26 protein-coding genes are annotated in these 24,301 nt (G+C 39.8%); 9 read left to right on the top strand and 17 right to left on the bottom strand.

Annotated elements, in window-relative coordinates; genetic code table 11:
* Positions 1 to 236: 236 nt before the first annotated feature.
* Genes AB986_RS11020 through ulaA form a run of 3 tightly spaced genes read left to right on the top strand, consistent with a single transcriptional unit; the run spans position 237 to position 4,016 of the window.
* Positions 237 to 2,342 carry a BglG family transcription antiterminator gene (locus tag AB986_RS11020; protein ID WP_048311212.1) on the top strand — a complete coding sequence of 702 codons (2,106 nt, stop codon included), beginning with the start codon at positions 237 to 239 and terminating at the stop codon, positions 2,340 to 2,342.
* Positions 2,343 to 2,357: 15 nt separating this feature from the next.
* Positions 2,358 to 2,633, top strand: coding sequence for a PTS sugar transporter subunit IIB (locus AB986_RS11015; protein ID WP_048311211.1), 276 nt, complete (start codon positions 2,358 to 2,360; stop codon positions 2,631 to 2,633).
* A 3-nt stretch (positions 2,634 to 2,636) separates the two neighbouring features.
* Positions 2,637 to 4,016: a PTS ascorbate transporter subunit IIC gene (ulaA, locus tag AB986_RS11010; RefSeq protein ID WP_084006518.1), complete on the top strand. Its 1,380-nt coding sequence runs from the start codon at positions 2,637 to 2,639 to the stop codon at positions 4,014 to 4,016.
* Positions 4,017 to 4,053: 37 nt separating this feature from the next.
* Here the strand turns inward: ulaA and AB986_RS11005 are convergent, their stop codons facing one another.
* The 3 genes from AB986_RS11005 to AB986_RS11000 form a co-directional block, all read right to left on the bottom strand.
* Positions 4,054 to 4,611: a GNAT family N-acetyltransferase gene (locus tag AB986_RS11005; RefSeq protein WP_048311210.1), complete on the bottom strand. Its 558-nt coding sequence runs from the start codon at positions 4,609 to 4,611 to the stop codon at positions 4,054 to 4,056.
* A 71-nt stretch (positions 4,612 to 4,682) separates the two neighbouring features.
* On the bottom strand, positions 4,683 to 4,853 hold the full coding sequence (locus AB986_RS22365; protein WP_161797364.1) for a hypothetical protein: 171 nt from the start codon (positions 4,851 to 4,853) through the stop codon (positions 4,683 to 4,685).
* A gap of 382 nt (positions 4,854 to 5,235) precedes the next feature.
* Positions 5,236 to 6,660, bottom strand: a complete 1,425-nt coding sequence (locus AB986_RS11000) for an aldehyde dehydrogenase family protein (RefSeq protein WP_048311209.1) — start codon at positions 6,658 to 6,660, stop codon at positions 5,236 to 5,238.
* Positions 6,661 to 6,868: 208 nt separating this feature from the next.
* Here AB986_RS11000 and AB986_RS10995 point away from each other — a divergent pair, with 208 nt between their 5' ends.
* The 4 genes from AB986_RS10995 (at position 6,869) to AB986_RS10985 (ending at position 9,433) form a co-directional block, all read left to right on the top strand.
* Positions 6,869 to 7,591, top strand: coding sequence for a 3-ketoacyl-ACP reductase (locus AB986_RS10995; RefSeq protein WP_048311208.1), 723 nt, complete (start codon positions 6,869 to 6,871; stop codon positions 7,589 to 7,591).
* 467 nt (positions 7,592 to 8,058) lie between these two features.
* The gene (locus AB986_RS21165) at positions 8,059 to 8,625 is read left to right on the top strand and encodes an RDD family protein (protein WP_053216137.1); all 567 of its coding nucleotides are present in this window, start codon (positions 8,059 to 8,061) and stop codon (positions 8,623 to 8,625) included.
* A gap of 98 nt (positions 8,626 to 8,723) precedes the next feature.
* A complete protein-coding gene (locus AB986_RS22730) occupies positions 8,724 to 8,903 on the top strand; it encodes an NmrA family NAD(P)-binding protein (RefSeq protein WP_236690371.1) in 180 nt (59 codons plus the stop codon).
* Positions 8,904 to 8,929: 26 nt separating this feature from the next.
* Complete coding sequence (locus AB986_RS10985; RefSeq protein ID WP_236690370.1) at positions 8,930 to 9,433, top strand: NAD(P)H-binding protein; 504 nt, start codon at positions 8,930 to 8,932, stop codon at positions 9,431 to 9,433.
* A gap of 374 nt (positions 9,434 to 9,807) precedes the next feature.
* Here AB986_RS10985 and AB986_RS10980 read toward each other — a convergent pair whose 3' ends face one another.
* The 9 genes from AB986_RS10980 to AB986_RS10940 form a co-directional block, all read right to left on the bottom strand.
* The gene (locus AB986_RS10980) at positions 9,808 to 11,109 is read right to left on the bottom strand and encodes an APC family permease (RefSeq protein WP_048311207.1); all 1,302 of its coding nucleotides are present in this window, start codon (positions 11,107 to 11,109) and stop codon (positions 9,808 to 9,810) included.
* A gap of 170 nt (positions 11,110 to 11,279) precedes the next feature.
* Positions 11,280 to 12,065 (bottom strand): sulfite exporter TauE/SafE family protein, encoded by a 786-nt coding sequence (locus AB986_RS10975; protein WP_048312804.1) that lies wholly within the window; start codon positions 12,063 to 12,065, stop codon positions 11,280 to 11,282.
* Between the two features lie 64 nt (positions 12,066 to 12,129).
* Positions 12,130 to 12,357 carry a sulfurtransferase TusA family protein gene (locus AB986_RS10970; RefSeq protein ID WP_048311206.1) on the bottom strand — a complete coding sequence of 76 codons (228 nt, stop codon included), beginning with the start codon at positions 12,355 to 12,357 and terminating at the stop codon, positions 12,130 to 12,132.
* A gap of 14 nt (positions 12,358 to 12,371) precedes the next feature.
* A complete protein-coding gene (locus AB986_RS10965) occupies positions 12,372 to 13,505 on the bottom strand; it encodes an MBL fold metallo-hydrolase (RefSeq protein ID WP_048311205.1) in 1,134 nt (377 codons plus the stop codon).
* 19 nt (positions 13,506 to 13,524) lie between these two features.
* Complete coding sequence (locus AB986_RS10960) at positions 13,525 to 13,923, bottom strand: DsrE/DsrF/DrsH-like family protein (protein WP_048311204.1); 399 nt, start codon at positions 13,921 to 13,923, stop codon at positions 13,525 to 13,527.
* 30 nt (positions 13,924 to 13,953) lie between these two features.
* Positions 13,954 to 14,526, bottom strand: coding sequence for a sulfurtransferase TusA family protein (locus AB986_RS10955; protein WP_048311203.1), 573 nt, complete (start codon positions 14,524 to 14,526; stop codon positions 13,954 to 13,956).
* A gap of 13 nt (positions 14,527 to 14,539) precedes the next feature.
* Complete coding sequence (locus AB986_RS10950; protein ID WP_201779278.1) at positions 14,540 to 14,839, bottom strand: rhodanese-like domain-containing protein; 300 nt, start codon at positions 14,837 to 14,839, stop codon at positions 14,540 to 14,542.
* 466 nt (positions 14,840 to 15,305) lie between these two features.
* Positions 15,306 to 16,481 carry a GNAT family N-acetyltransferase gene (locus AB986_RS10945; protein WP_048311201.1) on the bottom strand — a complete coding sequence of 392 codons (1,176 nt, stop codon included), beginning with the start codon at positions 16,479 to 16,481 and terminating at the stop codon, positions 15,306 to 15,308.
* Complete coding sequence (locus AB986_RS10940) at positions 16,474 to 17,079, bottom strand: hypothetical protein (protein WP_048311200.1); 606 nt, start codon at positions 17,077 to 17,079, stop codon at positions 16,474 to 16,476. The genes AB986_RS10945 and AB986_RS10940 overlap by 8 nt, the downstream gene beginning before the upstream one ends.
* A 182-nt stretch (positions 17,080 to 17,261) precedes the next feature.
* Here AB986_RS10940 and AB986_RS10935 point away from each other — a divergent pair, with 182 nt between their 5' ends.
* Positions 17,262 to 17,546, top strand: a complete 285-nt coding sequence (locus AB986_RS10935) for a spore morphogenesis/germination protein YwcE (RefSeq protein ID WP_048311199.1) — start codon at positions 17,262 to 17,264, stop codon at positions 17,544 to 17,546.
* Between the two features lie 279 nt (positions 17,547 to 17,825).
* Here AB986_RS10935 and qoxD read toward each other — a convergent pair whose 3' ends face one another.
* From qoxD to qoxA, 4 genes are read right to left on the bottom strand one after another with little or no spacing between them, the layout of a single operon-like run.
* Positions 17,826 to 18,146 (bottom strand): cytochrome aa3 quinol oxidase subunit IV, encoded by a 321-nt coding sequence (qoxD, locus tag AB986_RS10930; RefSeq protein WP_048311198.1) that lies wholly within the window; start codon positions 18,144 to 18,146, stop codon positions 17,826 to 17,828.
* A gap of 1 nt (position 18,147) precedes the next feature.
* Entirely contained in the window at positions 18,148 to 18,756 is a 609-nt protein-coding gene (gene qoxC / locus AB986_RS10925; RefSeq protein ID WP_048311197.1) for a cytochrome aa3 quinol oxidase subunit III, read from the bottom strand.
* A gap of 17 nt (positions 18,757 to 18,773) precedes the next feature.
* Positions 18,774 to 20,711, bottom strand: coding sequence for a cytochrome aa3 quinol oxidase subunit I (qoxB, locus tag AB986_RS10920; RefSeq protein ID WP_048311196.1), 1,938 nt, complete (start codon positions 20,709 to 20,711; stop codon positions 18,774 to 18,776).
* 17 nt (positions 20,712 to 20,728) lie between these two features.
* A complete protein-coding gene (gene qoxA, locus AB986_RS10915) occupies positions 20,729 to 21,661 on the bottom strand; it encodes a cytochrome aa3 quinol oxidase subunit II (RefSeq protein ID WP_048312803.1) in 933 nt (310 codons plus the stop codon).
* A gap of 338 nt (positions 21,662 to 21,999) precedes the next feature.
* On the opposite strand from qoxA, the gene AB986_RS10910 reads away from it, so the two are divergent.
* Entirely contained in the window at positions 22,000 to 22,791 is a 792-nt protein-coding gene (locus AB986_RS10910; protein WP_048311195.1) for an SDR family NAD(P)-dependent oxidoreductase, read from the top strand.
* Between the two features lie 47 nt (positions 22,792 to 22,838).
* On the opposite strand, the gene AB986_RS10905 is transcribed toward AB986_RS10910, so the two are convergent.
* The gene (locus AB986_RS10905) at positions 22,839 to 24,281 is read right to left on the bottom strand and encodes a glycoside hydrolase family 32 protein (protein WP_048311194.1); all 1,443 of its coding nucleotides are present in this window, start codon (positions 24,279 to 24,281) and stop codon (positions 22,839 to 22,841) included.
* Positions 24,282 to 24,301: the final 20 nt, after the last annotated feature.

Below are 24,301 nucleotides of genomic sequence, written 5' to 3'. Positions count from 1 at the left end.
ATTCTACTAAAATAGTAATAACCATTTCATTCCTTTATCCTTAGCCATATTTTCCTTAAATAAACTTTCTCCTATTCAAATTACACATGTGTTCAGTTTTGCAAATGTCCTAATCACAAAAACTGAACATTGCAAACCCTTTCATCTTTGTAATGTAAGCGATATACTAAGCACTATCAAATCATGATTTGTTTCATCCGTATCATTTTGCAACTGTAAGGGAGTTGGAGATCTCCATGCCACTTGATGAAAGAAGTACATTTCTATTAACGAAACTTATTCACGCAACTGATTTAGTCACCGTCGACCAGATCATGGAGCAGCTAGGTATATCAAAACGAACAGTACATTATGACTTGCAGAAGATTAATGATTGGTTAGAAGAGAATAATCTTCCTATTACCCAAACCAAGCAAGGATTAGGCTATTATCTTCCAGAAGAAACCAAACAAGCCGTTCCGGATTTGATGAAGGAGTTAAATGAATGGCAATACCATTACTCTCAAATGGAACGAGTAACGTTAATTGGTGTAGAACTTCTTACGAAAAATCAACCTGTGTTTATGCAGGACTTCATTCAACGCACACAGGTTAGTCGAGGTACAGTCTCAAAAGATTTAAAACTAGTTAAGAAACTATTAAAAGAAGAGGATCTAGCCTTACAATTTGAACGATCTGAAGGTTACATTGTTGAAGGAAAAGAAGAGAATAAGCGCAGAATTTTAAGTCGGTTCATTACTGAGGTTCTAACAAACGAGCAGTTAACTGAAATGACGAACATTCTGTATCCGATGATACAGAATGATGAAGGTAGTACGTATTCGAATCTATTTCCAATGAAGCAAATCATTATGAATATAGAGCCGGTCTTAAAGGTCGAGTTAACAGATGAGACGATTCAAGTTCTAGCTATTCAGCTCGTTGTACTTCTTCAACGTTTAAAAGGTGAGCACCGTATTCAGCTTGATCCAGATGAAAAACAAGCCGTCTCCTTAACGATAGAATTCGAAGCAGCGAAGCGAATTGCTGCAGAATTAGAACATCAATTCAAACTCTCTCTATCGGTAGACGAGATTTGTTTCATCACGATGCAACTACTTGGATCAAGGGTGAACTATTCAGAAGTAAGTACGGTAGGAAACCTTGAGATTGAGAAGCTCAGAAAAGTAGTTAGTGAAATCATTCACGAATTCCAGGTCTATGCTTGTATACTTTTTGAACAACGAGAGGAACTAGAAGAAGCGCTCTTTCTTCACCTTAAACCAACCTATTACCGCTTAAAGTATAACGTTCCTACAACAAACGAACTGACAGCATCTGTTCGAGAGGAATACCCAGAGGTTTTCTCTATTACAAAGCGTGCTGTCTGGCCAATTGAATTAATGCTATCTCAGAAACTACCAAATGACGAATTAGCCTATCTAGCAATGCATTTTGGTGCGTGGATGCAGAAGGAAGAGATTTCTGGCGTAACATTTGGTAAAGCGATTATTGTTTGTGAAAAGGGAATTGGAACTTCTAACATTCTAAGAGGTCAACTAGAAAAGCTTCTGACAAACGTTGAAGTAATCGGAACGGTTTCAAGAAGACAATTCTTAAACAACCACTATGAAGTTGATTACATCTTCTCTACTTCACCACTTCAACATGAATCGTTACCAGTACTTACTGTCAGTCCGATTCTGACACAGCAGGGAAAAGAGAAGATTCTTCACTGGATTGAAGAAGTGCAATCTACACCTAACGACCAAACTGCACCTACTCCAGACGTTATAATGGAAATCATGAAAAAATACGGCACCATTACGAACGAGAAAGAATTAAAGAACGAATTAAATCAATTGTTCGCACCAACAACAGCCACCTCCTCAATAGAAAGGTTTGAAAAACCTATGTTAAATGACTTACTTCACGAAGAAACGATTCAATTTGCATCACATACCGAAAATTGGAGAGAAGCGATTAAAACAGCAGCTTTACCGCTGCTAACGAAAGAGCAAATCAGTTCAACTTATATTGATGCGATGATCAAAAATGTTGAAGACCTGGGACCTTATGTTGTTATTGCACCTGGTATTGCCATACCTCACGCTCGACCTGAAGAGGGTGTCAATACGGTAGGAATGAGCTTGCTTCGATTAGATGAATCAGTATCCTTTTCATCTAAAGATAAGCATCAGGTGAAATTGTTAATTGTACTCGCTGCAGTTGATAACGAAACACACCTTAAAGCTCTTGCCCAATTATCAGATTTATTATCTGAAGAAGAAAATCTAGACTTGATTTATGGCGCTAAAGAAAAAAAAGACATTATTAAACTCGTATCAAAATACTCGAACTAAAAGGAGAGAATGAAAATGAAAAAAATTCTTGTTGTATGCGGAAATGGACTAGGAAGCAGCTTTATCGTAGAAATGAACGTAAAAACAATCTTAAACGATCTTGGTATTGAAGCTGAGGTTGATCATACGGATCTCACAACGAGTAAATCAGAAACGGCAGATTTCTTCTTAGGATCGACAGAAATCGTTGAAAACTTAGAAGATGGCAATCGAAATGTTATTAAGCTTAACAATCTGATGGACAAAAAAGAGCTAAGGACGGCGATTGAAGCAAATTTGAAGGAGGCATAAACCATGGTCGATCTTATTATGAGAGATATCCTGGGGACACCGGCGATTCTTGTAGGGTTATTTGCCCTTATCGGCCTTCTCCTTCAAAAGAAAGATATAGCAAATGTCATTTCAGGTACATTAAAAACCATTATGGGATTTGTTATTCTGGGGGCAGGCGCTGGCGTGCTTGTCGCCTCCCTTAATAACTTCAGTAGCATGTTTGATCACGCCTTTGAAATTCAAGGGATTATCCCGAATAATGAAGCAATCGTTGCCTTAGCACAGGATGCATTTGGTGCAGAAACAGCCATGATTATGCTATTCGGTATGGTTGTGAACATTATCCTTGCACGTATTACTCCTTTTAGATACATCTTCTTAACAGGTCATCACACGATGTTCATGGCATGCCTCATTGCTGTTATTCTTTCAACCGGTGGCTTTACTGGAGCTACTATGATCATAACTGGTTCTATTATTCTCGGAGCTCTTATGGTTCTCTTACCTGCTCTTTTGCAACCGTATACAAGAAAAATCACTGGTAGTGATGATTTCGCCATCGGCCATTTTGGCACATTCGGCTATTTAATCGCAGCAGTTGTAGGTAAAGCTGTAGGTAAAAACTCAAAATCTACAGAGGAAATTAAAGTTCCAAAATCACTCAATTTCCTACGTGACACATCTGTGTCAGTTTCACTTACAATGGCTCTTCTTTTCTTCGTCGTCGCTCTCTTCACAGGACCTTCGTTCATTGAATCAGAGCTAAGCGGTGGAACGAATTTTCTAGTCTTCTCATTTATGCAGGCACTTACTTTCGCAGCGGGTGTATACATCATTCTTGCTGGTGTTAGAATGCTTCTTTCTGAAATCGTCCCTGCTTTTAAAGGAATCGCAGATAAGATCGTACCTAACGCAACCCCGGCGCTTGATTGCCCAGCCGTTTTCCCATTTGCGAACAATGCCGTCATTATTGGATTCTTCTTCAGTTTCGTAGCAGGACTTATTAGCATGTTCCTTCTACCACTTATGGGACTTAAAGTGATTGTCCCAGGCCTCGTTCCTCACTTCTTTACAGGTGCAGCAGCAGGCGTATTCGGAAATGCTACTGGTGGTCGAAAAGGAGCCGTGTTTGGCTCAATGGCAAACGGCTTAATGATCAGCTTCTTGCCAGCTCTTCTTCTTCCAGTCCTTGGCTCATTAGGATTCCAAGGGACAACTTTTGGAGATTCAGATTTCGCCGTAGTTGGACTCATTCTAGGTGGCTTGATGGAAGTTCTATCTTCTAATATTTTGTTCCTTGTTATCGTTGCGATCGTATTAGCTGCTATTTTCGTAGTAGCTTCAATGATCAAGCGTTCTTCAGGACAAAATGATCAAGAAGGAAAGCAAGAAGCAATGTAAAAAAAAGTGGCCATCCTGGTTAAAAGGATGGCCACTTTTAAATTTCACTATTGCTTACATACACTAATTGATCCGTCCAACTCTCTCCCTCAAAAATAAATCCTTTCCTCACACATTCAAAATCCATCCCAACACTTTCAGCAAGCTTAGTTGAAGGTCTATTCTCCAAATTAATATGTGCTTCGATTCTATGAAACTTCAAATCACGAAAAGCTACCTCAAGCGCTGCAGAGACAGCTTCTTTTCCAAAACCATTTCTCCAGTACTGATTATGTATCGTATAACCGATTCTTGCCCACTGAAAGCTCATTCTAGCTAGCGTTGAGAAATCAACCATTCCAATATGTGTGCCATCTTCTTTATGAAAAATCCCAAACACATGAGCCTCGTCCCTCATCGCAAGTTCTTGATGCTTCTGTACTAATGCTATAAACCATTCTTCCGTACATTCACTCATATCCAACTTCCCAGGATCAAACTCATGTTGAGCTTCATACCTCGCATTAAATTCGTGTAACCAATTGTGATAGTCTTCTACTCTTAATGGTCTTATTATTAATCTAGCTGTCTCTTTTTGAAGATTGAACTCTTTCAATTGAACACCTCTAACTCATTGATTATTTACCTTAGGATATACTTCAATTTTATATCGGGATAACCTACAAACTACTCCACCTTTTCTCGATCTAGCTTGCGATTGATTTCATGAAGCAAATAGAGCCCTCGAATCAAACAACCTACTATGATTGCAAATCCAATTATCAGTCCAACCTCTTGTAAGCTTATTAATAAAAATCCTACAACACCGCTGACGATAATAAGGAAAAAGAGAAACATGTCGCACCTCCTTACTTAGGCTACCATTACTTTACCATTTTCTTGTAATTGTTGAGGTTAACTCTTTATGATCAATTGAAATAATAAAAGGCTCTTTCCTAAGAGATTGTTGCTTTTAAAAGGTTTTTTGTAAAAAGGAAACACTTAGCTGATTGGAGCGGAAGGATGCTCGACTACTGCGGGATGAGCGGGACAGGCGAGACCCACAGGCGCAATGTTTTTATGCGCCGAGGGGGCTCAGCGCCCGCCCCGCGGAAAGCGAGCATCCTGAAGCGGAAATCTACCACTACTTTTATAGCAACAATGGCTACGAAAAGAGCCAAAAAAAAGAGCAGCTGCCATTCGACAGCTGCTCTTAATCATGTTTTCCTATATCATCATCTTATGCTGGATACCCAAGAATCGCTTTCTTCTCAAGGTACTCTTCGATTCCGAAGTCTCCCCATTCTCTGCCGATACCTGATTGCTTATAGCCACCAAATGGAGCAGCGAAATCGAGCTCAGCATTGTTCACTTTAATACGACCGGCGCGGATGCTTGTTGCTACTTTACGTAGCGATTCTTTATCTTCACCGAAGACATAACCCGCTAAGCCATACACTGTATCATTTGAAATTTCAATTGCTTCATCAATTGTTTCGTACGTAATAATCGACATAACTGGTCCAAAGATTTCTTCTTGTGCGATAACCATGTCATTTTTCACGTTAGTAAAGATGGTTGGTTTAACGAAATAACCTTTTTCAATTCCCTCTGGCTTACCAGTTCCGCCAGCGATAAGCGTCGCACCTTCATCGATTCCTTTTTGAATATAAGATTGAACAGTATCCCACTGTTTTTGCGACACGAGTGGTCCTACATAGTTCTTATCTTGTGGATCACCAACTGGGAATTCTGGAAGAACTTTTTTCACAGCTTCTTCAAATGCCTCTTTCTTAGAAGAAGGGATAATCATTCTTGTACCTGCTGAGCAAACTTGACCAGTATTTGTTGCGATATGACTGACAGCTGCTTTGGCTGCCTTTTCTACATCAGCATCCTCTAACATAACGAATGGAGATTTGCCTCCGAGTTCAAGCGCTACGTTTTTGATTGTTTCTGCTGCATTTTTCATAACTTTTTCACCAACACCTGCTGAACCTGTAAAGGATACAAAGTCGATATCAGGGTGTGAGCTAATGCCATCACCTATCGTTTCACCCGTACCGTTTACCAAGTTAAATGCGCCTTTTGGAACTCCTACTTTTTCAAAAATCTCTGTTAGAATAATTGCTGCAAATGGCGTGATCTCTGCAGGTTTCAGTACGACTGGACTACCTGCCGCAAATGCACTAGCAATCTTCGTAGATGCTTGGTTAGTTGGGAAGTTCCAAGGTGTGATCAGTCCACTAACACCGATTGATTCTTTCACAACCGTATGATCGCCACGATCTTCTGAGAAAGAGAAATTTTTCAATGCTTTTGCTGCCTCAGAAAAGTGGTTATAGCCCATATTGTAGTGAACTTTCTCTGAAATAGAACGAGGCGAACCTAGTTCTTCCGTAATAACGTCAATGATCTCTTCTTTACGATTAGCATACTCTGCTGCAATATTCTCAAGCATTTCAACACGTTCTTCTCTTGTTGTCTTAGAGAAAGAAGGGAATGCCGCACGAGCAGCCGCTACCGCTTTATCTAAATCTTCTTTTGTACCTAAACTAATTTTACCAATTACTTCTTCTGTCGCTGGGTTGATTACTTCATGTGTTTCTGAACCAGTTGATTCAACCCATTCACCATTAATGAACTGTTTTAAGTGATTACGCATGATGTAAAAAACTCCTTTTGTGTTCCAGATTTATTGCCTGATCATTACCATTTTCTTGTATTTGCTTTCCTAATGACTGTTACCGATTTTTGGTACGACTAAACATCTGAGTATTCGAAAAAGGTGGACTAACCATCCCTTATCTTTGAAACTTGATTCTCCAAACCGTACACTAAAAGGGATAAGATACTAGAAAGGATGATTCGAAATGGCACAAGCAATTAAAGGAAAAATCGCTTACATCACAGGCGCAAGTAGCGGTATCGGACGCGCTACGGCTCTAGAACTTGCAAGAGAAGGTGTAAACGTAGGCTTAATCGCACGAACAGAAAGCAAGCTGAAAGAAGTTGCGAGTGAAGCAGAAGCGCTTGGGGTTCAGGCTAGCGTTGCCACTGCCGACATTGCTGAAATTGAGGAAGTGAATCAAGCTGTTGCTGAATTAAAAAAGAATCTTGGTTCAGCTGACATCCTAATTAATAATGCTGGCATTGGATTATATGGACCTTTCTTAGAACTTGACCCAAAAGACTTTAAGCACACATTTGAAGTTAATGTGTATGGCACCTATCACGTCACTCGCGCAGTTCTGCCACAAATGATCGAGAAAGATGGTGGAGATATTATCAACATCTCTTCAAGCAGCGGTCTTAAAGGAACTTCTGGTTCAACTGCATACAGTGCTTCGAAATTCGCAATCCAAGGAATGACAGAAGCCCTCATGCAAGAGGTACGAAGAAATAACATTCGTGTCTTCACCCTTAACCCAAGCCTTGTTGCAACAGAACTCGCCTTCGGAGACAAGCTCTCTGAGCAAGATAAAGAGAAATACATGCAGCCTGAAGATCTTGCTGAATACATGGTTGGACAGCTGAAATTGCACCCGCGTATATTCATTAAACAATCCTTGCAGTGGGCAACGAACCCGTTTTAATTTCATTTATTAAAGAGCTTGTGGAGATATGAATTGTGGTTGATTTCCCACGGAACTGGTGGTGACCCTCCTTCCGCTCCAATCAGCTAAGTGTGTTTTTTAAGGAAAGTTGGTTTTAATTACTGATGAATAAACCAAGGGAACTTCTATGTGAAGTTCCCTTGGTTTTATTTGGCTCTATTCTAAAATATACTTTCTTACGCCTTGTATCCAGATTCACTTTCTTACCGATTGCGAGAGAATGCGGTGTGTATAACATGTATCAAACTCTGCTAAAATTGGAATTTGTGTATCGAATTGTTGTTATCTTGTTATTCCATTTAAGAGATTGTCTTAGCTTTTTCAGAAAATAGATTCACCATATCCCCTCTATTGACTAAACATTTTCTGAAAAATGGTAGTAATCTTATAATAAGTATATCAATATAGAAATAGAACCTAAAAAGAAATAGATTGGACGTGGAGATATGGAAAAGGAAATAGTGATCGACAGACCAGCCGGTGCTATAAGACGCGGGTTTGGAAATGTATTAGACGGTATTCTATTAGTTATTGTTAGTGTCATATTTGATTCAATCGTAAATGGAGAGCAATTGCTTATTTTTGATTTCATTGAAATCTCCTATTATATTCTCTTGCCTGTGATTTGGGTAGGTTACACAGTAGGAAAGAAATTAGTAGGTGTACAAATTAATCGCATTAACGGAAAGAGAGTCAACCTTTGGACAATGATAAGACGTCATTTACTCGCAGGCATTGTCCTCGCTTCACCTTTTATTATTGCGGCTCTGCTAATGGTGATAATGGTTGATGATATTCCTTATACTTCTCTAATAGGTTCAAATGCTCTTAGTGAAAGTGAGATAGAACTCTTAGACTCAAAGGCACCTGAATTGATTTCTTACGTTGTCGTAGGAGGAATAGCCACTCTCATTCTGAATCTTGTCAACGTGTTCATGGTTGGTTTAAGAAAAGATCATAGAGGGATTCATGATTTTATAGCGGGAACTTATGTGAAACTTACGAAGAGTTGAGGGTGTAAGAATTCCTTAAGAAAATATTGGTTGTATTTCTTATTGTGTTAGAACTGAATACAATATAAATTAAATCCAATATGAAATGGAGATCAAATATGAGGGTACTAGTTTTAGGGGCAAGCGGCGCTACTGGAACACATGTCGTCAGGCAATTAATCAAAAGACAAGTAAATACTCGTATTCTAATTAGAGAAAGTGCCGTTCTTTCTGAAGATATAAAAGAAAACCTTCTCGTGGAAATCATGAAGGGGAACATCAACGAATTAAGGAGATAACTGATCTTATCTGTGATTGTACTGTCGTGATTTCTTGTCTGGGGCACAATGTTACCTTCAGAGGCATGTTTGGTAAACCACATCATTTAGTATTTGATGCGATAAAAAGAATTAGTGAGTTGATTAAAGAGATTGATAGCAAAAAGGTTAAACTCATACTTATGAGTACAACAGGTTATACGAACTCTTTGAGCAGAGAGAAAAATGCTTTAGGAGAAAAAATAATCCTTTCATCACTGAAACTTTTGCTTCCTCCACATCGTGATAATATCAAAGCTGCAGATTATCTAATTACCATGTTTGATAAAGAAGACAAGAATATCGCATGGGTTGCAGTTCGACCGGATACATTAGTCAATGATGAAAAAGAAAGTGCATATGACGTTTATGAATCTCCGGTAAGAAGTCCACTATTTAATGCTGGTAAAACTAGTAGAATTAACGTTGCTCATTTTATGGCTGAACTAGCGACAAATGACTCAACATGGAACGAGTGGAAATGTAAAACTCCGGTTATATATAATAAATAAAGGTAGAATATGGATTTTCCATGAATTTCAACCATTTGGAGAGCTGCAGTACAAGAAGCACCAGACTTTTAAGATACACAGATGCAAAAGATAGAGCTCACTCTTTATTGAATGAGCCCCTTCTAACTTACACGTTAAAAATTAGTTATTCAGTTTCCTTTTTAATTGATTGTACTCTTCTTATGTTATTTCACCTGTAGCAAATTGTTGTTTTAGCGTTACTGTTGAATCTTTTGTTGATTTATTACTCTCTGGTGTTCGCATCTAGAAGGCAACAACAATTGCTATAATAATAAGAATAAAGAGGATGCTGAAACCAAGAAAACGCCCCACCGTTCATCATTTTAATTAACTTTCTTAAAGTTCTTAACGCTCTACTCCTCTTCTTGTCTGTATTTCAAGAAAAAATGTTCTCCAACAAAAATAAATACGATAAAAATAATTGATACGACTACAATCAACCAGTCAGTAGTAGCTTTCATCCACATGAAAGCGAGCAATACAATGGCATCGAGGATCAAAGCAGTCCAGACAATACCAGCTTTCGCATTTACCTTTTCACGAAGATGTTTTAAGACTCCCCAGTGAACAATCATATCCATCACGAGATATAGAATAGCCCCGACTGAAGCAATTCTACTTAGGTCAAATACGACTGCTAACACCATTGCGAGTACGACTGTATAGACCAGAGTGTGCTTTTGAATACGTCCTGGCATTCCGAAATGCTTATGTGGAATAAGCTTCATGTCTGTTAACATCGCCAGCATTCGAGAGACTGCAAAAACGCTTGCGATAATACCAGAAATCGTTGCAATAATGGCGATTGCAACTGTAAACCAAACACCATATTCCCCAAAAGCTGGTCTCGCTGCTTCTGCTAAGGAGTAGTCTTTCGCTTTAATAATGTCACTCAACGGAAGGTTGCTCGATACAGCCCATGCAATGATCAGATAAACTAGTAAACTGATCAGGATTGAAGCGATGATTGCTCGTCCCACGTTTTTCTTAGGCTTTACGATTTCAGACCCACTATTGGTAATAGTAGTAAAGCCTTTAAAAGAAAGAATTGTTAAGGCCACGGCAGCGATTAAGCTTGCAATCGTTGAATCGGGAGTACTGGTTCCGCCCTCTGCTGGAGTGATTGAAAACCCCGCGACCCATAATCCACCCATCGCAAAAATAACTAAACCAATGATCTTAAGTAGAGAAACGATCGATGTAAATGTTTGAATAAAGCTATTCCCTAAAATGTTCACAAGGAAAGCGGAAAGCAATAATCCGACACCTAGCAATGGTACGAGATAACTTGATTGATCAACGTTAAAAATTTGTAGCGTATACGTACCAAATGTTCGTGCAACAAGGCTCTGATTAATAACCATAGAAACAGCCATCAGCATAGCAGCCGATGCAGTTAACGTTCCTTTTCCGTAGGCTTTAACGAGAAACATTCCTATTCCACCTGCTGAAGGGTACTCATTACTCATCTTGACGTAAGAGTAAGCGCTGAATCCCGTCACAATTCCTCCTGCGATAAAGATTAAAGGGAACCACATACCAGCAAGTTCAGCAACTTGACCAAGCAATGCAAATATACCGGCACTAATCATCACGCCAGTACCTAAACCAATTGCTCCAATTAAGGAAAGACTATTTTCTTTGTAATCACTCATATCAACTCACCTCTGCAACATGTTATTAACACTGTCCCCGTACTTTATGCAGATTTCATGCATTTCCTTAAGAACATATAAGAACAATTTATTCCAAACACAAATCGGTACTAAAAACCGCTACCTTTTTCTAAAAAGAAAGGGTAGCGGTATGAGTATTTCACCAGTTATTATCCTAAAAGCTCTACCCAAATTTTAATAGCAGTACCTAATATCAATAGGGCTAATATAATTTGGAGAACCTTCGTATTTACTTTCTTCCCGAAGTTCGCTCCTAGTGGTGATGCGATTAAACTTGCGACGATCATCACGACTGCCGGGATAAACAGGACCTGTCCTGTAAAAACCTTACCTGCCGTCGAACCTATGGAAGAAATAAATGTAATCGCAAGAGATGATGCAATTGTCATTCGAGTTGGGATCTTTAAAACCAACAACATGATCGGTACAAGAATAAACGCACCGGCTGCACCGACGATTCCAGCTCCAATACCAACTAGAAATGCAAAGGTAGCAGCTAACCATTTGTTAAAAGTCACTTGATCCATCGGTATATCATCGATATCTTTTTTCGGAATGAACATCATAATAGCAGCAATTGTAGCCAATATCCCATATACGAGATTTACTCCGCCATCTGTCATGAATTTGGAGCCAAATCCACCGATAAAGCTACCGATCAGAATACTAACACCCATATAGAGTATTAATGTTTTGTTTAAATAACCGCCTTTTCGATATGCCCATACACCACCGATTGTAGCGAATAGGACTTGCACCGCACTAATACCTGCAACTTCATGGGCAGTGAACGCTGATAATCCTAGGAAAGCTGGAATATAGAGGAGCATTGGATATTTGATGATCGATCCGCCAATTCCCACCATTCCTGAGACGAATGAACCGACGAAACCGATTAGAAAGATGACGGTTAAGAAATAAATACTATAGTCCATTTCCATCATTTTCACCTTCTTATCATTTAAATAAGGACCCTGTGGGCCCTTATTTTTTATTTATTTATGCTTTTTTAATCCAGAATTTTAGTACGCCATCTTCTTCTGTATCTTGAAGAAGTTCATGACCACCAGATTTCACCCAAGCTGCGATGTCACTTTTTGCACCTTTATCTGTTGCATGCACCTCAAGTACTTCTCCTGAGTTTAATTCCTGAATTGATTTCTTTGTTTTCACGATTGGCATCGGGCATGCCAGACCTTTTGCGTCTAATACTTTAGTTGATTCCATGATTATCCTCCTTATTATCCGTGAACCGCACAGCGGTTTGGTCCAATTTCCATCTCACGTTGTTCTTCATTATCAGGGGTAACTTTCCCCATGTTCGTTTTTCTAATTTCTTCATAAGCATTTGGCTGTGGCGGAAGATTGTCTGTTACCATGCTTCTAAATTCCTCTTCATCATCTACTTGAAGACCTGAATTTTTCTCATAAAGATCTCCTAATCGCGCAGATACTTGTCCACCTTCACCTAACTCACTAGAAAATGAGAAGTGAGCAGGTAATACGATTAAGTCATTTGAAAGCTCTTTGTAACAATTGTATAACGTATTGCGCAAATCTCCAACCCAGTCTTCAGCCTTACCAGCAAGGTCAGGACGTCCAATTGATTCTACAAATAGAATATCGCCAGTTAGAAGATACTGATCATCGATAATGAGTGACGTGCTCCCAATTGTGTGACCTGGTGAATAGATCGGCTGTACTTTCACAGTTGTATTGCCAACGACAATATCGTTTCCTTCTTCAAGCGGTGTGTAGTCGAACGTAACCTCTGTTGCATCTTTTGGAGGAAGGTTGTACGTTCCATCAACTTTTTCTGCAAGACTACGCCCACCAGAAATATGATCAGCATGTAGGTGGGTATCGATTAAGTGCTTAATCTGCACACCCTTTTCTTCTGCAAATTTTTCATAAATATCAATCATTCTATTTGTATCAACAATCGCGGCTTCGCCATCAGACTCAATAAAGTATGATAGACACCCTTTTCCTAGACGGACGAATTGATAAAGGCTTCCATCACCATTTAGATCTGCAATCTTCGTTGGCTCTAAGTGTTCACTCCAAGCTTTCATTCCGCCCTCAAGAGAATAAACATCTGTAAAGCCAGCTTCATCAAACATTTCCGCCACCATTTGCGATGAACCGCCTTTAGCACAAATTACGATGATTTCCTGATCCTTACCAAGTTTATCTTCTACATCTTCAATACCATCTAGTAAGTTAAAGTATGGTTCGTTAATGACGTGCACATTTCCGCCTTCAATTTTCCAATCATCAAATTCATCGGTGTTTCGAACATCAAGGATTGTGGTCTCTTTGTTATTCACAATTTTATTTGCTATTTCGTTAGTTGTAATCGTCTTTACAGACAAGATAGAATCCTCCTTATACTTAGAATGTTAATGAGATATTAGCATCCTTCGCATAATCGATATACGATGCTGCGCCACCAACTTCAATTCCATCAACGAAGTCTTCTTTTTCAAGATTCATAACGTCCATTGTCATTTGGCAAGCAATTAATTTAATATCTAATTCTTGCGCGATACCAATAAGCTCTTCGATTGATGGTACATTCGTTCTCTCAAAGCCTTCTTGGAAATGCTCTTTTCCTTCAGGAATTGCTAAATTCTTGTGACCTTCTTTATGGATCAAATTAAGACCTTCAAAAGTAAAGAAGATACCTACCTCTGCATCAGACGCTGCAGCGGCTGTTGCCACATTCAATACTTTATATGCGTCAAAAAGACTTCCATTCGCTGCGATAATTGCTACTTTTGTATTAGCCATCTTAAATTCCTCCATTTAAATAAAGTGTAATTAATTACTTTTCTCTGTTGGGCCCTGCCAGTCGGACATGCCCGGTACAACGTTCTTCACATTTTTGTAACCTTTTTCACTTAGTTTTTGAGCAGCTAAATCACTACGGTTACCAGTACGGCATATGACGTGAATATCCCCATCCTGGTTAAGTTCGTTGAAACGTTCTTCTAGTTCCCCCAGGGGTATGTTCACCGCGCCTGGAATGTGTCCGAACGCATATTCAGCAGGTTCACGTACATCCAAGATCGATATATTTTCTTCACCATCTAATTTGCTACGAAGACCGTCTAGATCAAGAACATTTTCATGCTTCTTTTCCTCAGATGTTTCTTCTTCACTTGCTTTTCTTATATAGTGCTTCAGAACTTCTCCGTCTTCTACAGTGCCTAAATACTGATGTCCTGTAGATTCTGACCAAGCTTTAATATCAGCAGTTGATCCTTTATCTGTTGCTTGTACTTCGATGACGTGACCTGGATCCAGATTCTTTATTGCTTTCTTGGTTTTAACGATCGGCATCGGACACGCTAATCCTTTTGCGTCCAAGGTTTCATTTGCTACTAAGCTCATCATGAATCCTCCTTTATTTCTCTACATCGTCTTTCCATTCAAGCATGCCGCCTGTCATATTTCGTACGTTGTAGCCTTTCTCATCTAACAATTGATAAGCCTTACCGCTTCGTCCGCCTGAACGGCATACCATGATATGTTCTTTGGATTGATCAATTTCATCTAATCTGTCTGGCAATTCACCTAAAGGAATATGAGTTGCACCTGAAATCTTACCTTGTGCTACCTCTTCGTCCTCACGCACATCAATAATGCTTAGATTTTCATTATTTTTTACTTTTTTTGCTACATCTTCTGGTTTAATTTCCTTCATGTTCATTACCTCCTTGAGTATTACTTATTCCCCAAATCAATCCATCTCATCATTACCCATGTGGGTATGAGATGAAATAAAAAAATATAATATTTCTTTGTTAACCACATCGTCATTTTATACCCATGGGGGTATCTTGTCAAATAAAGCGTAAAAGGATGAACCATTCATAAACAATCATTTTTTCAATCCTTTTCATAAGTACTATTACCAGTTAACATGAAAAGTTAAACATACTATTCATAAGAAAATTAATATATTTTATTAATTTTTATTAATTCAGCGTTGATTTGCTGCCTTTATGTCCACCAAATAAATTTTTAATTTATTGATAACTCAGAACCGCTAAAACCCGGTAACGAAGCTCTCCAAGTATACTCACCATTTCATATCTCTCAAAACAAATGCAACCTAAACAAAAAACCCCTATTCCTTAAACGTTTAGGAATAGAGGTTCTCTCTCACTCTAGAAAAAGTCCATAAAATTCGTTTCCCTCTCAGGCACAATCTTCTTCAAAAGCTCCAAGTCTTTCTCAGAACCTTCCAACAACCCTGCTTCATATAGAAACTCAGCTTTCTGATACCCAGTTAAAATAGCTGTAAGTGTATTGATTGAACAGCGGAGTCCACGTTTTGGTGGATGTTCACATGACGCGTTAACTTTATCGCCACGGTAAATATCCACTCCATCACTCTTAATATGAAAGCTTCCGTTGTTCCACTCTGCATGGTCATCATTAATATGTAAGAAGAGTGATTCATTTTGATCAAGTGTAAAGGGATAGTCAGTTAGGAAAGATTCTACATCTACGATTCGAGCCATGAAATAGGCTTCTACCTTTGTTTTCACTTTTGGATTGGCAAGGAGAAAAGGGAAAGGATCACCTTCATGCGTAAGGAGCGTACCGTTATCAATCATGGAGTCATGCTGACAAAAGTAATTCCAGAGACCACGTCTAGCTTCGCCGTCTAGACAGACGAATTCCTCTATTTCAAGCGAATGGTCTTTTATTTGATAATATGCGTAGCCAGTTATCTCTCCACTTCTATTTGTATAGCTTGCAAATAAGAAACCTTCAGAATAGACGCGTTCTTTCCACCAGTCCTCCGTTCGAGCGAGCATTCCGTTAAAGCGATTGGCGAACGTTTCGTATACTGGGTTAAGCGTCTCATACACTTGCTCTAGCGGAATTCGGCGCACTTTTCCACTTACGCAAGGTAATGGCTTAAAGTCTTCTTTTTTCAATTTGAGCTTTTTCCAACTACTCAGAACTTCAAAACCAAATTTGCGGTAAAACGAAATATCAAATGGGTGTAGGTAAGAAATGCTTTGTCCTTTGTTTTTCATCTTAGATAAAGCATGACGAAGAAGCTTCGCAACTCGTCCTCCCCTTCTATATTCGGGATATGTAGCAACTGAGGCAATTCCGCCCATTGCAAACTGTTTTCCGGCGATCCACGTCTTAAAGTTAATAAGGTGAAGTTTGGCTGCAAGATCATCGCCATCGAAGTCTCCCCACATCTCATGTTTTAGGTAAGCTGCTTTCCGTTTTTCTAAATCCTTTTCAGGGACATGATATTGAAATGCATATTCGGAAAGTCGAATGGCATCCATTACTTCATGTTTTTCAAGTTTACGCATGGTAGTCCTCCTGTATCGTTTGTTGTTTTTTCATAGTAACAATGAGTGGTCCTATAATTGGAAGGATGCCTGCAAGTCCTGATACTTGATCTCGATCGCGTAACGCGATGATCGAAAGTACTGTTAACACTGCGAAATCAATTGTCATAACATGAACAAAGTTCGATTCAAGAAATGCTTTTTCATAAACACCGGGCTCTCTTGCTACAAGGCCATACACCATTAGTACGATCGTTAGTAGCATAAGAATTACGGCAAGCACTTTGGATGAAAGAAGTCGCTGTACCTTCTCAGGTATTCGATTTGCTCGTTCTACTTTCCTGTTTAGAATAAAATAAGGCAGTAAGCTAAAAGCTCCTAGAGCAAATGAACCAAGAACGAAAGGCCATGCTGGTACAGAGCCTTGATCAGACCGAAGAAGCAGAATACAAAATACAGCTGGCCAAACCCCAAGCAATGAAAACATAGCAAGCAAGCCTGGATCTGGTTCATTCATCGTTAGTAAGTCAGATAAATAGCTACCACTCCCATCTGGTGCTATAAATGCTGAATAGAAAATAAATCCAACCCATATAATAAGTAATATGATCCTTTTCATTGTTCGTCCCACTTTCTATTACATCTACTTACAGCATAAAGTTAGGACGAATAAATCTCAAATATGTGTACAATTTTCAAACAATTGTGGTATACTAATTGTAACAAAACATTCACAAATTATTCTTAGTTTCGACACATAAATAATTTGTAAGCGGTATCAATTAAAGGAGTTGTTCACTTATGGATGTCTATATGGTTTATCTTTTCGTCATTACAGCTACACCGTTGTTTCTGTGGCAGGATTATAGAAAGCTTGCACTTGCTCACATTCCATTCATTGTAACGATTTGGGCTCTGCTAATCTTCTATATCGGTGGCGGTATGACTCCAGCAGCACATACACTCTTTATCTCACTATTTGTCATTAATGTTCTGTTCGCTCACCTTGCTGCATATCTCATCTTTGCACGTCCTTTCCTTAAGGAACGTTCACTTGCGAAGAAGATGTCACCAACTAAAGAATAATACAAAAAAGCTGTCCACCATTTCCAGGTGAACAGCTTTATTTATTTGGCTTTTTTCTAAAAGTTTGTTGTTTTTAATAGATGTATTAAAAGAAACACTTAGCTGATTGGAGCGAAAGGATGCTCGACTCCTGCAGGATTAGCGGGACAGGTTAGACCCCACAGGCGCGCCTTACGCGCCGAGGAGGCTCACCGCCCGCCCCGCGGAAAGCGAGGATCCTGGAGCGAAAATCAGCTACCACTTTTAAAACAGCATATCTTTTGAATAAAGCTTTTTTATTTACATATAATGCATGCCGAATGACATAACCCAGATCGTTCCTGCCACAACCGCAACAGCGATAAAAACGGCGTATAGAATCGTACCAACTTGAACAGTACTATCTTCACTCTCAGTAATGTGCATAAACATTAAGAGTTGAATGGTTGCTTGCACTAGTGCAAGTCCTACGACAATCACCATGATTGTTGTGAGACTAAAACCTGAGTAGAAACCAATCCAGAGAGCTAATAACGTTAATACGATCGATAGACCGAATCCTACGACGTGGCTCCATGGAAAGTGACTATGACTGTTTGTCTGCTCGTTGTTAGAGGCCATCTTACATCACCATCCCATACAAGTAGACTGCCGTGAAGATGAAGATCCACACAACGTCAAGAAAGTGCCAATAAAGACTTGAAATAAAGACCTTTCTTGATGTATCTGGTGTTAATCCACGCTGTTTTAATTGAATGAGAATCAAGATAATCCATCCAATTCCCAATGTCACGTGGGCACCGTGAGTTCCAACAAGAACAAAGAATGCTGACCAGTACGCGCTTGTTGTCAGTGCAGCACCTTCATGGATATAATGCACGAACTCATATATTTCAAAGCCTAGGAATCCTAGACCAAGTGCTAGTGTAATCCCAATCCAGACAAACACGCCTTTAAGCGAGTGGTTTCTCATATAATGAATCGCTAGTCCACAAGTAAAACTACTTGTTAGTAGCAAGAATGTTTCAATTAACACACCTGAGATTTCAAAAAGCTCTGCTGGGCCAGGACCGTCTGCAGTACGTCCTACTAATACTAGGTAGGTCGCAAACAGTGTTGAAAAGAGCGCGATCTCTGCACCGAGGAAAATCCAGAACCCTAGAATATTCAGACGGCCTGTTTCCGTCTGATATTCTAAAGGCGTGTTAGGAGAATGTTCGACTGCTTCCATGCTTCACGCCTCCTTTATTAGGTAGTCTTTTCATGTTCTTCTATCTCTTCTACGCTAACGTAGAATCCTTTATCGTAATCAAATGAGCGAATAACCATTGTTGCAAGAACACCAATTAATCCGAGAATTGACATCCAATTCCATGAGAAGACCATTCCGAACCCTGCGATGAAGAAGAACACACTCATCACAACCGGCACGCCTGAATAGCTTGGCATATGGATCGGTTTATATGGTTTCTTTTCTGGCTTCTTACCTTGTTTAATCTCTTCTTTCATAATCCAGAATGCATCATGACCCTTTGCTTCAGGAAGATGAGCAAAGTTGTAATGCGGTACTGGAGCTGGAGTTGACCATTCAAGTGTTCTAGCATCCCACGGGTCTCCCGTTGTTTCGCGTGGAGAGTAACGGAAGCTGTAGTAGATGTTGTAAACAAGAATCAAGAATCCGATTCCCATTAACAAACCACCGAATGTAGCAAGTACGTTCATGCTCATCCAGCCATCTGCGACACCGTACGTGTAAACACGACGAGGCATTCCTGCAAGACCTAGGAAATACATCGGGAAGAAACATAAGTTGAATCCAGCTACGAAGATCCAGAAACTCCATTTTCCTAGACGCTCGTTCAAACGGTGATTGAACATCTTAGGGTACCAGAAGTATAGACCTGCGAAACAAGCATATACCGTACCTGAGATCAACACGTAGTGGAAGTGAGCGACAAGGAAGTACGTATTGTGATATTGATAGTCAGCTGCAGCCATTGCTAGCATTACACCGGTTACCCCACCGATAACGAAGTTCGGGATAAACGCAAGTGCCCATAGCATCGCTGTCGTAAACCGTATTCGCCCTTTGTAGAGTGTGAAAAGCCAGTTGAAGATTTTCACACCGGTCGGTACGGCTATCAGCATCGTTGTGATGGAGAAGAATGAGTTAACTGCTCCACCTGCACCCATTGTAAAGAAGTGGTGAACCCATACAAGGAAGCTTAATCCAGCAATAATAACCATAGAGTATACCATTGCTTTATAACCGAAAATTGTTTTACGTGCAAAAGTACTAATAATTTCTGAGAACATACCAAATGCCGGAAGAATAACAATGTATACTTCAGGGTGTCCCCAAATCCAGAATAGGTTTGCCCATAGCATCGGCATACCGCCATCCATCATTGTGAAGAAGTGACTTCCGAACAAACGGTCAAATGTCATAAGTGCAAGTGCCACGGTAAGAACCGGGAATGCAAAAATGATAATAACCATTGTAATTAATGAAGACCATGTGAAGATCGGCATTTGCATGAGCTTCATTGATGGTACTCTCATTTTCAAGATTGTAACGAGGAAGTTAATACCCGTTAGCAATGTACCGATACCGGCAATTTGCAAGCCAAGGAGGTAGTAGTTCTGCCCTACTCCAGGGCTCAATTCGAGTCCAGCTAGAGGAACATAGCTTGTCCACCCTGCTGAAGGAGATCCACCAATAACAAATGAAATGTTAAAGAGCATAGCCCCCATGAAGAATGTCCAAAAACTTACTGCGTTTAAGAACGGATATGCAACGTCTCGCGCACCAATTTGTAGTGGTACAACAACGTTTATTAAACCAATTAAAAACGGCATGGCCATGAAAATAATCATGATTGTTCCGTGTGTTGTAAAGATTTCGTTGTAGTGTTTCGCATCCAAGAAGCCTGCATCTGGAACCGTTAACTGCGCTCTCATGAGCATGGCGTCTACACCACCGCGGAATAGCATAAGAACTGCTGCGATGATATACATAATACCGAGTTTCTTGTGGTCAACTGTTGTTAACCATTCAGACCACAACCATTTCCACTTCTTGAAATAGGTTAAGGCGAAGATTGCACCGATCAGTGTTAGCGCAATCGAAACGTCAGCGCCGTATATAAGTGGATCACCGGTAACAAAAAATTCATCCAATCTCATGGTGTCTTCCTCCTTTCTTAATGCGAATGTTCCTCAGATTCTTTGTCATCGTCATCATGGTTCATTTCTGAGTGATCCATTTCTGAAGACTCATCATCAGTTGGTTCGCCGTTACGTACTTTTGTTGCGTATTCGGCATCCATTCCATGGTCAACCCATTGAAGGTGCGTTTCTGAGAATGTCATCTCTTCCACATGACCTTTCATCATGAGTTCATTGTATTTTTCTTGAGTAAGTTCAGGCGCATCTTGTGCTTCTTCTACCCACTCTTCGTAATCTTCTTCTGATTCAGCCGTTACCGTGAACGTCTGCTCTGTAAATCCTTCACCCGTAAAGTTGGCATTACGTCCTCGATATTCACCAGGAACATCTGCTTGTAAGAAGAGCTCATTCATCATACCGGACATTGTATATTCCTGCCCGCCAAGTGATGGGATCCAGAATGAACCCATTGAGTCTGCAGAAGCCAATTTAAATAGAATAGGGTGATCTTCTGGAATATGAAGATAGTTAACCGTCTCAATATTTTCTTCTGGATAACTAAATACCCATTTCCAATCGACTGATGTCGCATGAATGACGATCGGATCTTTGTGTGAAGTTGCTTCTGGAGCTTCCTCTAAAGCAAAGATCGTTTGAACAGTTGGAATTGCTAGAACAACTAGAATTATGATCGGAATAACAGTCCATACGATTTCAAGGAATACATTACCCTCAATATGTGGAGGCTCGTATTCAGGACCGCTTTTACGCTCGCGATATTTTACTAGAATTAGAGTAAATAGAACAAATACGACAACAACAATAAAAAGCATAAACCCAATCGAGAATAGAATTAGATTTGCTTGTTGTTCCGCTACAGGTCCTTTTGGATCAAGCACTGTTAAGTTACTACAGCCACTCAGCACCATAACCGCAAAAAACATACTAAGTGCAAGCATCGACTTCATTCGCTTCACCGCCAGGCCACCTTCCTTTCTTTCTCTATATTAGATAACTAGATTTAAACAAAAAATGACAGTAAACACCTGTTAACACTGGTTATTGTAGCAGGTTCTTACATAGAATGTGACATATGTCACAAAGTGTCAAAAGTTGCTCATGTTTTTATCACTTTTTCGACACAATTCATACATAAATTGTTCATATTTGTGGAATCTTTTAACCTTAATGGATAAAAAAGCGTTTGCTTCTAAGTCGTTTCTATTATTAAGGCAGGTTTATTGTAATACTAATCTTTTATTTGCTACAGTTTGAATGTGCTAAAAATGTCGAAGGAGTGATTTTGATGGACTTACAATTGTCAAATAAATTAGCCCTTGTTACTGGTTCCACTTCTGGAATTGGTAAAGGAATTGCTGAAACACTACTAAAAGAAGGTGCAGAAGTTATCGTTAATGGACGCACTGAGGAACGAGTTAACAATCTAGTCGAAGAGCTTTCTTCTCTCGGTAAAGTTCATGGTATTGTTGCTGACCTTTCGAAAGCTGATGAAAGTGAGAAACTTGTCGACGAAGTTAAGAACCTAGGAAATTTAGATATTCTCATTAACAATATGGGCATGTTTGAAGTAAAAGCATTTGAAGAAGTAACGGACGAGGAATGGATGACGTATTTCCAAACAAATGTTGTTAGTGCAGTTCGCCTTTCACGTCAATTCCTACCAGAAATGCTAGCTCGTGACACAGGACGCGTCTTAAACATCGCGAGTGAAGCTGGAGTTAAACCACTTGCTCAGATGATTCCGTACTCAGTAACAAAAAGCTCGCTCATCAGTTTGTCACGCGGACTGGCTGAAATGACAAAAGGAACGAATGTGACAGTAAACTCTGTTCTACCAGGACCTACATGGACTGACGGTGTAGCAGCATTTATGAAAGGTGCTGCAGCTGAAGAAGGTAAAGATCTAGAGAAGTTCACGGAAGATTACTTTAAAGACAACGAACCTACTTCTCTTATTCAACGCTTTGCGACAGTTGAGGAAGTTGCTAGCACAGTCACTTTCCTTGCATCACCACTATCATCAGCCATTAATGGTTCTGCACAGCGTGTAGAAGGCGGAATTATTCGCTCTATTTAACTATGAAATCCCCGGCAATGGATGCCGGGGATTTACTATATAACATTTTAATGGAGGTTCCATTTGATTGCTTCGAATTGAACTTCACCAACTGCCTTGAAAACAAGACTCTCCTCATTTTCACTTGGGAAAATTCTTGACGTGAAGACTTCTTCTCCACCATTTACAAACACTTCGATTGAGGATGCATCTACATAGAATCGAAGCTCCCTTACTTCTGCAATTGAACAACTACGAGATTCCTCTTTGCCATCAATAAAGCTCACTCGCTTAAATGTGAGTTTCTGTTCTTCTGAATCAAAAATCATCGAGGCATGATTTCGGAAATGAATAGAGAAAGATCCATCTATTTTTTTAAGGTGTAAAAGTAATTCATAAACAGTACCGTTCATTTCTGTCCATTCTATTTTTTCATTTGAAAGACTCGCCGTTTTCTCTACTCTTTCATGACGCAATGCTTGTAATTCTGGCACAGGGCGTTGAATTAGCTTGTCATTCACATAGTGCAACTCACGTGGAATGGTTAACATATGAATCCACTTGTGCTCTCTTGTTGGATGATGGTCTTCTCCCTGCTCAGGCACGCCCATCCAGCCGATTAACAAGCGTCGTCCATTTTCATCAAGCGTCGTTTGAGGAGCATAGAATTCAAATCCACGATCAAGTTCCCTAAACGAACCGTGAGATAACTTGCCTTCTTTATAATCAAGCTGACCCGTTAGGTAGCCGGTTTGGTAAACATTCTGATACAAGTCACCCTCAGGCTCAAGTCCTTGCGGAGAAAAGAGTAGAACGTCTGTCCCATCTAATTCAAATAAATCAGGGCACTCCCACATATAACCGAACGATCCTACTTCTTGATGACCTGAGGCAGTTACATCCCCTTTTAGTTCCCAGTTCTTTAGATCACTCGATTCAAGAAGGACAACTCTACCTTCTTCAGCAAGATTCTGCGTTCCGATTACCATATACCATTTATCTAAATGCTGCCATACTTTCGGATCTCGAAAATGTGCCGTATATCCTTCAGGTAGATCAAGTATAACGCCTTTCTTGTCGAAATGAATGCCATCCGTTGACTCCGCAAGACACTGATACGTTTCACGATTGCCCGCCTCATCTTTCACATTACCTGTGTAGAAAAGGAGCATTTTATCTTCATGGCTAATCGCACTACCAGAATAACAGCCGTTCTTATCGTACCAATCTCCTGGAGTTAATGCGGTAGGAGCGAGCTCCCAATGAACTAAGTCAGTTGACGTATAGTGACCCCAGAATTTGGCGCCGTGTTCAGTACTGAATGGCATCCACTGGAAGAATACATGATAGACACCTTTCCACTGAATGAATCCATTTGGATCATTTAATAGACCTACAGGTGGCATAAGGTGATAACGAGAACGGTAATGATCACCCTCCACGGTCTCACGGTGTGCTTCCATTTCTTTTATCGCTAATTCTTTTAATTCCTCATTTCGCTCAAGCATCATTCTCACCCTTTTCCTCTCTA

Source organism: Guptibacillus hwajinpoensis (genome assembly GCF_001039475.1).
GTDB lineage: Bacteria > Bacillota > Bacilli > Bacillales > Guptibacillaceae > Guptibacillus > Guptibacillus hwajinpoensis.
The sequence above is the reverse complement of the archived record's forward strand: the minus strand, read 5'-3'. Positions and strand labels throughout refer to the sequence as shown.